The sequence below is a fragment of the Segatella salivae DSM 15606 genome (assembly GCF_000185845.1).
Lineage (GTDB): Bacteria > Bacteroidota > Bacteroidia > Bacteroidales > Bacteroidaceae > Prevotella > Prevotella salivae.
In genome coordinates this window covers 1,538,273-1,550,855 of sequence record NZ_GL629647.1, presented here as the reverse complement: position 1 = coordinate 1,550,855, position 12,583 = coordinate 1,538,273, and the positions used below count along the sequence as shown (strand labels likewise).

The 12,583-nt window shown below is 50.7% G+C and carries 5 protein-coding genes; all 5 read left to right on the top strand.

Annotation, left to right across the window (positions count from 1 at the left end):
• Positions 1-3,006, top strand: a 3,006-nt coding sequence (locus tag HMPREF9420_RS06440) for a hypothetical protein (protein ID WP_007134700.1), incomplete at its 5' end; no start/stop codon positions are given.
• 20 nt (positions 3,007-3,026) lie between these two features.
• Positions 3,027-6,140 carry a SusC/RagA family TonB-linked outer membrane protein gene (locus HMPREF9420_RS06435; protein ID WP_007134699.1) on the top strand — a complete coding sequence of 1,038 codons (3,114 nt, stop codon included), beginning with the start codon at positions 3,027-3,029 and terminating at the stop codon, positions 6,138-6,140.
• Between the two features lie 12 nt (positions 6,141-6,152).
• Complete coding sequence (locus HMPREF9420_RS06430) at positions 6,153-7,817, top strand: RagB/SusD family nutrient uptake outer membrane protein (RefSeq protein ID WP_007134698.1); 1,665 nt, start codon at positions 6,153-6,155, stop codon at positions 7,815-7,817.
• A gap of 280 nt (positions 7,818-8,097) precedes the next feature.
• Positions 8,098-10,224, top strand: coding sequence for a glycoside hydrolase family 31 protein (locus HMPREF9420_RS06425; protein ID WP_007134697.1), 2,127 nt, complete (start codon positions 8,098-8,100; stop codon positions 10,222-10,224).
• A gap of 86 nt (positions 10,225-10,310) precedes the next feature.
• Entirely contained in the window at positions 10,311-12,557 is a 2,247-nt protein-coding gene (locus HMPREF9420_RS06420) for a GH92 family glycosyl hydrolase (protein ID WP_007134696.1), read from the top strand.
• Positions 12,558-12,583 lie beyond the last annotated feature (26 nt).

Genomic DNA, 12,583 nt, shown 5'->3' with positions numbered 1-12,583 from the left:
GGCACCATTGAACTGTGCAAAGGACTGCATGTGCTGCGAGCTTGCGATGTGGCTGCCAACTATGCGCGTGTTGATGCCGTGCTGTTGACACGCGACGAAGGCCTCGACCCCAACCAAATGACCTACACACAGCTTACAAAATACGAGATACAACCCATCCCCACGCCCCTGGAAAAGCCGTCGACAACAATGGTACAAAACGCTCTTGCCTTGCTCAACACAAGTTCGCCTGTGGTTGATGAAATCTCAAACGGTCTGTTAAGGCTCCGTATTCATACGGCAAACAACCAATTGGTGCAACACATATCGGTACACACAAAGGGACAATGGCGCAGCTGGGACAGCCCCCAACCTCACAACCGCTTATACATCATTAAGTCGGCACGGCCCCAATTGGGCTACAACTCCATCTTTCCACTATGGTCGGGCGGGCAAGCGCCTTTGCTTCGCGTGGGCAACAACACCTATCCCGTATTTGAGCAAGCCCACTTGCAAAACCCCTTTCTAGCAGGTAAGGTTTGTCCAATGCACATCTTCCGCCACGAAAAGGCTGGCCAAAACACACTACGCGTATGGTACGCATCGAACGATAACGACACAATAACCTCTACATGGACTCTACATGCCAACAGCCACGTGGTGGACGTGCAGTTAGAATATGTTGCACGCACGCCACAATATTACAGTTTAGCTTTCGAAGCCTTTCAGCCACAGGCAGAAAACGCGGTAACGAATGTTCTGCTTTCGCCCCTTTACCAGTTCAAACGTCTGCCAGTCACCCCCAATCTCTTGCCTATAACCCTCACGCCACAGCCCGTTAGCATCATCGAGACAGGCAACCTAAGCTGTTTCTTGGCACCCAACCCCCACCATCTGAAACGCAATTGGGGCATATACGATATGGGCTTATCGCTTAAAAACGCAGCCAACCAGGTGCAATCCGTGGCCTTTTCACCCATATTGGGCGAAAAAGACTCGTACAAAAAGAGAGGCGAAAAGCTTACAGTCCACTTCAAACTGGGACTATTGCCACTGCAATGGCACAACACCCTGCAATATCTGTCTGACAGTGTGTTTGCTGTTCGCGATTACAGAGTACAAACAACACCGCTCACCGATGCCGTTTTCCACACCATCAACTTAATAAAGAACGATGAGGCAGCAGGCTGGGATGCCGCCATGAGGGGGGTTCTAGACATCGAAAGCAACCCAAACGTACGCACGGAAGTGGTTCAGGCCGCACCTTTGGCACTGGTTTCGGCTGCAGTCATTACCCACGACGAACAGTTATACATAACACGTGCCCTACCCGCCATAGAGTACATGCTCTCGCGAAAGGGCTTCAGATGGGGCTACCCGCAGGCCAACGACCCGCAAACACAAACTCCAATGAACACGTTCTCGCCATTTGGGTCGCAATACAACACGGCTCACTTCGAGGCTTTACACCGACTTTTGGGTCATAACAACCCGTGGTTGGCCGACATCGCCATGCCCGAAGGCAAACCCAGATACAGCAAAGGCTACGGCGTAGACCAGACTTGGGCAGACGACTTGGCTGCCTTTCGGCTCACAAAAGCAGACAAATGGCTGGTGAGAGCCACTATCAGGGCCAACCACGAACTGCATACGGCACTATACAACAACCCCTCGAAGCCCATTTTGCCGTGGATGTTCTACCATGCGCAGGCTTATCCGCAGTGGTTCGACCTGCTCGACCTCTATGATGTATGCAAAGATAAGGCCTTACTTGCGGCCTCTGCCTACGCCGCGCACTTCACTATCGCGGGCATCCGCACTTATCCCCCTGTCGGCAACGACACCATCCTCATCCACCAAGGAGGCAAATATGTGGGCAATGCCAATGTGTTTTGGAAGAAAGACAAGCCTTACAAGCTGGGCTATCCGCGGAGAACGGGCGATGTAAGCGAGAAAAAGGTGGCCCAACACACGCTTTCGCCCGTAGGACTGGGCTTTGAACAGCCCATGACCTTCTTCAACCGCGAGGGCAACATCAACCATACCTTCATGTCAACATGGGCATCTTCGCTCTTGCGGCTTAGCGGTTTGTGTGGAAATAGCCTGTTCGAGACCTATGCGCGCAACGCCGTTATTGGGCGTTTCGCCTCTTATCCGGGTTATTATGCCGCCGGCTACACCGACCTCCCGCTGGATTCGGTTTATCCTTACAAAGGTCCCGACGTCACATCTCTCTACTATCACCACATCCCCTCGCACCTCAGCTTCGTGCTAGATTACCTACTTACCGAAGCAACACAACGTTCCAAGGGGGCCATCGGCTTTCCTTATGGCAAGCAAGAAGGTTTCGTGTGGTTCAACAACAGGGTGTATGGCGGCGAGAAAGGCTACATCCTGAACGACCGCGACGCACAACTTTATATGCCACAAGACATGTTGAGGCTATCTTCCACCCACGTAAACTGGCTCTCGGCAGTGTCTGCCAACAATCTTTGGCTCATTCTGATGAACGAGAAAGATAGCGCGCTGAACGTAAGCTTGCGCTTAAACACGCCGCTGGTATCGCCTAACGGCATGGCTACCGAACACCATTTTGCGCAAACCAACTCGGTTATGAGCGAAGAACGTAGCCTGAACCAAAACGCACTTACCGTCACTATCGCGCCCAAGGGCATAACGTTCGTGTCGTTGCCCTTGGCTAAATCGCTGCCAACTTACCCCTTCTCGCCCATTAGCAGTGGGTTTAAGATGATGCAACTAGACTCAAACCACAGGTTATACCTCTTCCGCATACGGTCGCCTTTTGGCTGGGATTCGCTCTACGGATACATAGACACTCCCTTAACAAAGGGTTACTCGGCCAGTTTAGCCTGCCAAGCAGGTAGCGCGAAGCCACAGATGGACGAGCGCATGGCCTTTCCCTACGAATGGAGCATAACCCACTTGCCCGCAACCATGGCCCTAAACATAACGATGAAGATTGGCAACCAGCACAAGACTATCATCACTAAGCTGATAACAATGTAATTACCTAAGTAACAATCTATATGAAAAAGTTTCTTTTAGCATGGGTAGTATTCGTTACTACTAGTTTAAACGCACTGGCCCAACACACGATTGAGGGTACAGTGGTAGACGACACGCGAACGCCTTTGTTAGGTGTAACCGTGATGGAAGAGAACACATCCAACGGAACTGTGACCAACCAAGATGGGCATTTCAGCCTTTCGGTATCAGGACAGAAGGCCGTACTGGTGTTCTCGAGTATTGGAATGAAGGCCGTTCACCAACAGGTGGGCAAAGCCAAAAGCATGTACATCGTGCTAGAACCCGATGCCAAAGACCTAGGACAGGTGGTGGTTATCGGCTATGGCTCGATGTTGAAGAAAGACCTAACAGGCGCTGTGGGGGCGATAGACATGCAAGACCTACGCAAATCTAATTCGGCATCGCTGCTTAACTCGATGGCGGGTAAGGTTGCAGGCGTAAATGTAACGGCTTCGTCGGGCGAATTGGGTGGAGATGTAAACGTGGTTATCCGCGGAAACAACTCCATCAACGCCGGAACGCAACCGCTTTATGTGATAGACGGCACACTTATCGACGTGAACAACGGCGAAGTGGCGACCTCTACCATATCGGGTCGTGCCACATTCAACCCGCTCGCGGGCATCAACCCAGCCGACATCGAGTCTGTGCAGGTGCTTAAAGACGCGTCGGCCACGGCCATTTATGGTTCGGCAGGAGCAAACGGAGTTATCGTTATCACCACGAAGAAAGGTCAATACAACAAGACCGAGGTGAGCTTCGATGCCCGTTTCGGCATCAGCAAGGCCACCAAGCACGTTGAGATGTTGCAAGGACAAGAGTTTGCCGACTATCGTTTCTCGCGTTTCCCCAACAGTCTTGAATGGGGAATAGACACAGACGGCGACGGGAAACCCGACCGCGCACGCATCTTTGGCCAAGAATTTGAAGACAACACATCGCACGATTGGCAACGCGAGCTACTTCGTACAGGCTTTTCGCAGAACTACAACCTCAGCATTAACGGTAGTAGCAAATCTAATTCGCTGCTGTATTCGCTCAGCGGAGAGTATCTTAAGCAGAACGCCATAGCCAAAAACAACAGCTTTACGCGCTATACGGGTCGCTTTAAGGTGGAATACGCACCCAACGAAAAGCTGCGCATAGGCGGTAACGCCACCATCGCGCGCACCGAACTCTATGGACCGGTGAGCATGGGAGGCGGACTTCAATACAACGGTTGGCTAGAAGCGATGTTCGTTTACAAGCCCTTCAACTTTAAAGTAGACCCAGGCGACCCCGATAACGGCAATGTATCAAACCCTGCACAATCACTGTTCGACTCGTATAAGAAAACGCCACTCACGCGTATTCTCGCTAATGGCTTCCTGCAATACAAGCCATTGCCGGGGCTAACCCTACGCACAAGCCTCAACACTGGCCTTACCTTCTCCAAATCAGAAGAGTGGTACCCCTCAAGTACATCGTGGGGATATGCCCGAAACGGACTAGCCAACGTACTGGAAACGACAACCGAGCAATGGCAAAGCACCACAACGGCCACCTATGTTAAGAGTTTTGCTGGCGGTCACAGCCTAACGGCCATGCTAGGTTTTGAAACCAGCAGCTACGTTTGGGCCAACCTGAACGTAACGGCCGAGAATTTCCCCGTGCAAACCTACAATCCCGTGTTCGACTTGCAGCAGGGTGGAGCCGCCATGCGCAAGCCCTCTACCGATAAGTATCGACAAACGCGCATGTCAGAGTTTGGCCGACTATTCTATTCGTTTAAGGATCGCTATCTAACTACGCTCACTTTACGTCGCGACGGCTCGTCAAAGTTCGGTGCCGACAACAAGTACGCCACCTTTCCATCGGTAGCCTTGGCTTGGAAAGCCCACAACGAGCAGTTCATTAAAGGCATAAAGGCCATTGATGAGTTGAAACTCCGCCTCAGCGCAGGTGTTTCTGGTAACGACCGCATCACGCCTTACCGCTCGCTTCAACGATTAGACAACACTTATTACCTCAACCTTAACGATGCAGCCGTATTGGGTTTGGCTCCATCAGAAAAGTCTAACCCCAACCTGAAATGGGAATCTACCGCCCAATACGACCTAGGACTCGACGTTAGTCTGCTGAAACACCGTCTCGGTTTTACGTTCGACGTCTATTACAAGCGCACCTCCGACATGCTTTTGCAAGGCGATGTGCCAGGTCAAAGCGGCTCGTACAAGCAGTGGCAGAACATCGGCGAGGTTGAGAACAAGGGCGTGGAACTATCCATTAATTCGCTCAACATCAACTCACGCAACTTTAAATGGCGCACAACATTCAACATTAGCAGCAACAGCAACAAGATACTTTCGCTTGGCAATGTAACCGCCATACCAGTAAACATCAACGACGGCACCATCAACGAAGTGTCGCGACTGAAAGTAGGCTCGCCCATTGGTGGTGCATGGGGCTACGTATGGGATGGCATTTACCAAAAAACAGACTTCGACGAGCACGGAAAACTCAAGCCCGGTGTGGTTAGCATCAAGGGCATTAAGGTTAAACCCGGCGATTTGAAATACAGAAGTCTTAACAGCGACAACGAGGTAGACCCTGTAAACGATAAAACCTTCATATCGCGAGGCGAGCCAAAGTTCTTCGGCGGCTTGCTAAACAGCTTCGAGTATAAAGACTTCTCGCTCTCATTCTTCTTCAATTACAGCTTTGGCAACGAGGTTCTCAACATTTCTCGCTGGAAATTTGAAGGCTATTCGGCCCACTACAACGTGGCTGCCGAATACTACCACAACCGCTGGACCGAAACGAATCCCACCAATCGCTACCCCGACATCAAATCGCCCAGAAAGAACGACGTGTCGTCTTACTATGTGGAGGATGCCTCCTTCCTGCGCTTACAAAACCTGACCTTTACTTACAGCTTGCCCCAAAGCGTGCTTAAACCCTTGAAAATAACCGTTTGCCAATTCTCGCTCTCGGCCGACAACCTATTTGTGCTTACCAAGTACACAGGCTTCGACCCCGAAGTGTCTTACCACAACAAGCTCATCACAGGCCTAGATAACGTAACCTACCCCCGCAGTCGTTCGTTCTCGCTGGGCATCAACATTAACTTCTAAACACATAGCATTATGAATACAAAGATAATGGCAGCCTGCCTGTCGCTCACACTACTTTGCAGCTGTGGCGATTTCCTTGACGAGAAGGTATATTCCTTTGCCGAGGGCAACACGCTCTTTGCAAATGCCAGCAACACAGAGAAAGCATTGACGGGCGCTTACGATGCCCTAAACGCCAATGCCATACAAAACCAAGCACCACATGCCTTATTCTCGCGCAACATCCACTTGCTTACACAACTAGGGTGCGACGAAATGATTGGCCGAACCGACTATATTGGCATTGCAGACATCAAGCCCTTCTGCAACTACACCTACAATTCCGAGTCGCGTTTTCTAGGCGATGCGTGGTTTGCACTTTACGCCGGCATATACAGAGCCAACGGCGTAATAGAGAATGCGCCCAAAGTGGCAGACATGACCGACGAACGCCGCAAAGAGGTTGTGCTAGAAGCACGTTTCCTGCGTGGGTTCTACTACACTTACTTAGCATGGTTCTGGGGGGGCGTCCCCCTGCAAAAGTCGGTAAACGACAGCGAATTGACACCCCGTTCTAGTTTAAAAGACGTGTACGAACTTATCATTAACGACTTAAAGAGCGCTTACGAGGGTTTGCCCGAACGCAACACTTACGACTCGCGCGCCAACAAATACACGGCCGCGGCCATGCTGGCCAAGGTGTATTTATACTTGGCTGCCTGTAAAGAAAACAATGTTGGGGCCGACCTTAACTTCACGCTCAACTCCTTCGACTGGGTAGACAGCAATGCGATGTATGCAGAAGCCAAGGCTCTTTGTGCAGACATTTACGCAAATGGCGCCTATATCTTAAACCCCGAATATGCCTATAACTTCATTGCCGACCGCCCCGCGCTGAAAGCCGAGCAAGCAAAAGAAGCGGTAATGGTGGCTACCTTCGGAAAAGAAGCACCAAAGTATTTTGTCTTCGCTCATCTCACGGGAACTGTAGGCAACATCACACAAGACGGAGGGGGTGCAGGCTGGTTTCCAGCTCTGGGCGAACTAATAAGCCTTTACGATAAAACGGATGTGCGCTACAAGCAAAACATTGGTGGAGCAAATACCAAGAACAAGGTAAATATTATGGGCGTGGAATACTATGTTCCCTCGGGACTCTACCAAAGCGGTGTAAACACCTTCCTCACAAAGTTCCGTCAGAGTTCGCCGGCAGCACGATTGGCCGTGGGCATACCCGCTGCTTCCAGCGTACTAAACTTCCCCATCCTGCGATTTGCCGATGTTATCCTGATGTATGCAGAGGCTACTTACAAAACAGGTGATGAGGCCGAAGCCCGCAAACTGCTCGAACCCATCCGACTACGCGCGGCAGGCAACAACGCTGCCGCTGCCCAAAACTTGGCAACGGCCTATCACAAAGACAACTTCATGGACGAGTTGAAGGACGAACGTTCGCGTGAACTCTGTGCCGAAGGCTGGCGAAGAATGGACCTTATTCGTTGGGGACGCTTGCAAAACGTGGTGCAAAACCTCAAAACTAGCAACGAAAGCGGTGTAAAACCCAACATTTTCCACTATAACACCAAACATGCACAAGCTGTTAAAGACAATTTCCAAAGCTACAAGATATGGTACCCCATACCCAAACGCGACAGGGAGGCCAACCCCAACCTGGTGCAAAACCCTGGATGGGAATAAGAGAAGTGTGTAGATAAATACACTTGCTATAGATTTGCCGTTAGAAAACATGAGGCAAGTGTAAGAAATATACTTTAACATGCGCCTTCAAGCGTCAGTACAAGTGGCTTGTAGTCCCACTACAAAGGGCTTGTACTGACACTACAAAGGGCCTTGTACTGATAAATTGCCGATAACTTTGTTGGCAAACTGGTTCATCAAGCCATTCTCGCCTTACCGCAACAGCTTGCCAACTAGCTAGCACACCCCGTCAACCCATAAAAATCATATATACTCATACATGCGAACGTTTATCACATCATTAGTTCTAAGTGTTGCAATTATCACTCAGGCACAAACATTTAGGCAGATAGAGCCTGGCGTATACTTACTCGCAGCTGGGCAAGAAGACGTCCACACGCCCCTGCGCTATAAAGAACCAGTGGCGAAACAGCTGAAAGATATGCCCGCAACGGATAATCCCTTCGCCAAAGAAGGGGTACACATCGAGGTGAATGCACGCGGGTGCGTGGTAGATATTCCGCTTGCAGCCGACGAAAACATCTATGGATTTGGCCTGCAAATGGGGTCGTTTGTGCAGAACAACAAGAAAAAGCGCCCTTTGGTAAACGACCATCCCTTGAAAGACCTTGGCTATACCCACGCACCGCAACCATTCTACATCTCTAACAAGGGATATGCCGTGCTGATAAACACCGCACGATATACCACTTTTTACATCGGAACGAACCGAAAGAACACAGACTATACGCCATCAGAAGACAGCCAAAAGGCAAAACTATCTACCGACGAGCTGTACCGTTCGTCAACACAAAGTAGTTCAAAGCCACGCGTACAGGTTGACATTCCAGGCGCAAAGGGGATTAGCGTACTGGTGTTTGCCGGGCCCGACATGAACACGGCACTTCGCCGATACAACCTTTTTGCCGGCGGAGGAAGCATGCCAGCACTCTGGGGACTAGGCATGAAGTTTCGATTGAAAACCGATTCTAAACAAGAAGATGCCTACCGCATAGCACATTATCTAAGAAACAAGCACATACCCTGCGACGTAATAGGCTTGGAGCCCAAGTGGCAAACACGAGCCTACTCCTGTTCGTACGTGTGGAACAACGAGCATTTTCCCAACCCCAACGAGCTAATAGCCCGCACACGTGCTATGGGCTACAAGCTCAACTTGTGGGAACATGCCTTTGTTCACTCCTCTTCGCCCCTGCACCCGCTGCTTAAACCCAAATCGGGTAGCCATTTGGTGTGGAACGGATTGGTGCCCGACTTCGCCGACTCTGCCACACAACACATCTTCGCCGCATACCACGACAGCTGCTTTGTGCAAAAGGGCATCGCAGCCTTTAAGATGGACGAGTGCGACAATTCTAACATTACACGAGGCGACCTGAACTGGAGCTTCCCCGAATTGTCGGCTTTCCCTTCGGGCATCGATGGCGAACAGATGCACCAACTCTTTGGACTGCTGTACCAGAAAACCCTTTACGGCGTTTTTCGCAAACACGGCATGCGCACCTGTCTAGACGTTCGTGCATCGGGTGCATTGGCCTCGCCCTATCCCGTTTCGATTTATAGCGACACTTACGACTTGGAAGACTACGTGCGCATGGTATGCAACGCAGGACTGACTGGCCTGCTGTGGTCGCCCGAGGTGCGCGAGTCGGCCGATGAAGAAGACTTCTTCCGCCGCGTGCAAGTGGCCGTACTATCGGCCCAAACCCTCTTTAATGGTTGGTATCTGCGCAACCCTGCTTGGCTGCAATTTGATAAACAGCTGAACAACGAAGACAAATTCTTGCCTACGGCCACCAAAAACGAAGATGTGGTGCGCCAGTTGCTCAACTTCCGCATGTCGCTGGTGCCATACCTCTACGCCCAATTCGCCCGCTATCGCACAGATGGCACACCGCCTTTCAAGCCCTTGGTGCTGAACTATCCAAAAGACAAGACCGCAGCGGCGATAGATAACCAATTTCTTATTGGCGACGAGTTGCTTGTCTGCCCCATTGTGGGCAAAGGCAACGAGCGAATGGTGTACCTGCCCGAAGGCAACTGGTACAACTTCAACACCAACGAAAAGCTGGAAGGTGGCCAAAGCCACAAAGTGCACTTCGCACTACACGAGGTGCCGCTCTTTGTTCGCGAAGGCACCATCTTACCCTTGGCCGAGCCCACAGACTGCATTACACCCCAAACAACGTTCGTACTGAATTGCCGCGTTTATGGCAAACAACCCCGCAGCACATCGCTTTTCGAAGACGACGGCATTAGCTATGGCTTTGAAAGCGGCATATATAATAAGGTGTGGCTTAGCTGGAACGGGCGCGGAAGCATTAAACGCACAGGCAGATTTAAGAGTGTAAGGTATAAGGTAAAGAGCTGGACGTTGATTGAATAAGCATATCATTGCACCCTTTCAACCATTCGCCACACTCGTAGCAACTGTACACATGTCTCATTTGTCAATTAACTCGCACTCAAAAAATGAAACGACCCAATAGCTATCTCCTTGCATACCTCCTTGCATTTGCAGGTACAATGCTCTGCAAAGCAGAGGGACTGACCCGCTATGTGAACCCCTTGATGGGCACACTTTCGAGCATGGAAATATCCAACGGCAACACCTACCCAACCGTTTGCCTACCCTTCGGCATGAACAACTGGGCACCCCACACGGGAAAGCTAGGCAATGGCTTTCTGTATACCTATCAAGAGAACTTTCTCTATGGCTTTAAGCAGACCCACCAAGCCAGTCTTTGGATTAACGATTACGGCCAACTATCGGTAATGCCCATTACGCACCGCAACGATTTTACCGAAGAACGCCGCCGCAGTTGGTTCTCGCACAAAACAGAAATAGCCCTACCCCATTATTACCATGCCTACCTAGGCGATGCCCAAACCAACGTGGAGCTTACGCCCACCGAAAGGGCAGTGGCATTTAGAATGCGGTTTAACGGCGGCGACAGTTCGTACGTGGTGATAGATGCCTGCAATGGCGGATCGTATGTTAAGCTCATACCCGAGCAAAGGCGTATTGTGGGCTATTCTACGAAAAACAACGGCGGGGTTGGCCCTGCCTTTAAAAACTTCTTCGTGATAACCTTCAACCGCCCTTTCCTCAACGCCACCATCTGGAAAGACAAGCAATTGCTGGATGGGCAATACGAACAGCAAGGGCAACATGTGGGAGCCGTGGTGGGATTCGACCTTAAACGGGGCGAAACCGTTGAGATGCACATCGCCACTTCGTATATCAGCGAAGAGCAAGCTGAGCTTAACTTACGCGAAATTGGCAGCCAAAGTTTCGACGAGGTGAAAGCAAAGGCCGAACAAACATGGGATGCGGAATTGGCCAAAGTAAGCGTTGCGGGCGGCACCGACGATGATATGCGCACCTTCTACACCTGCCTTTATCGCATGTTGATATTTCCACGCAAGTTCTACGAGGTAGATGCAAAGGGTGACACCCTGCATTACAGTCCATATAATGGGCGCATCATGCCTGGCATCCTCTATGCCGACAACGGATTTTGGGACACGTTCAGGGCGCAATTTCCTTTCCTCAACCTGATGTATCCCAACATCGTGTCCGAAATTTTACGTGGGTTGGAAAACGTTTATAAGGAAAGCGGATGGCTGCCCGAATGGTTCAGTCCCGGACATCGCGATTGCATGATTGGGCAACACTCGGCATCGGTTATCGCCGATGCTTACCTCAAAGGCATTCGCGGGTACGACATAGACTTGCTTTACGAGGCTATTCGCAAGAGCACGGAAGGCGTTGGCCCTGTTAGTTCGGTTGGCAGGAAGGGCTTTGCCCAATATAACGCATTGGGATATGTGCCTTGCGATGTGGACGTTAACCAAAACGTGTCGCGCACCTTGGAGTATGCTTACGACGATTATTGCATCTATCGCCTGGCCCAAACATTGAACCGCCCCAAGAAGGAGCAAGAAACTTTCCGCCAAAGAAGTCTTAACTATCGCCACTTGTTCGACAAGAACACGGGATTGATGCGCCCCAAAGACAGTAAAGGGCGTTTCTTAACGCCTTTCGACCCATACCGCTGGGGCGACCACTTTACAGAAGGCAACAGCTGGCAATACACTTGGTTTGTTCCGCACGATGTTATTGGGCTGCAAAAGCTGATGGGCGGACAAGCCAAGTTTGTGGAAAAGCTCGACTCGGTGTTCTCGCAAACCCAGCGTTACGACATTTCTTATTATAAGCGTGGCATCATCCACCTCATCAGGGAGATGCAGAATGCCGACATGGGACAATACGCCCATTTGAACGAGCCTATGCACCACGTGCCATACCTCTACGCTTTTTGCCAGCCGTGGAAGACACAACGCCTGGTGCGAACCATCATGTCGCGCCTTTATGCGCCACGTCCCGACGGCTATTGTGGCGACGAAGACAACGGGCAGATGTCTGCTTGGTACGTATTCTCGGCCTTGGGCTTTTATCCTTTGTCGCCCATCAGCGGCGAATATGCAGTGGGCAGTCCGCTGTTTAGGCAAGCCACCCTGCATCTTCTCAATGGAAAAACCATCCATATTGTCGCTCCGCAAAACAGCCCCACAAATATATATGTATCGCAACTTTTGCTAAACGAGCAACCATATCACTCTCAATTCGTGAAGCATAGCGAACTGATAAAGGGTGCAAAACTGGAATTTAAAATGCGTGCAGAAGCAAATGTGCCAGCCATTCTCCATCAATAAGCCCAAGCCTTTACCCACAAAATAAA

What these genes read in the sequence shown, in the direction of transcription:
- HMPREF9420_RS06435 (WP_007134699.1), top strand. Translation starts at nt 3,027, where the DNA reads ATGAAAAAGTTTCTTTTAGCATGGGTAGTATTCGTTACTACTAGTTTA.
- HMPREF9420_RS06430 (WP_007134698.1), top strand. Translation starts at nt 6,153, where the DNA reads ATGAATACAAAGATAATGGCAGCCTGCCTGTCGCTCACACTACTTTGC.
- HMPREF9420_RS06425 (WP_007134697.1), top strand. Translation starts at nt 8,098, where the DNA reads ATGCGAACGTTTATCACATCATTAGTTCTAAGTGTTGCAATTATCACT.
- HMPREF9420_RS06420 (WP_007134696.1), top strand. Translation starts at nt 10,311, where the DNA reads ATGAAACGACCCAATAGCTATCTCCTTGCATACCTCCTTGCATTTGCA.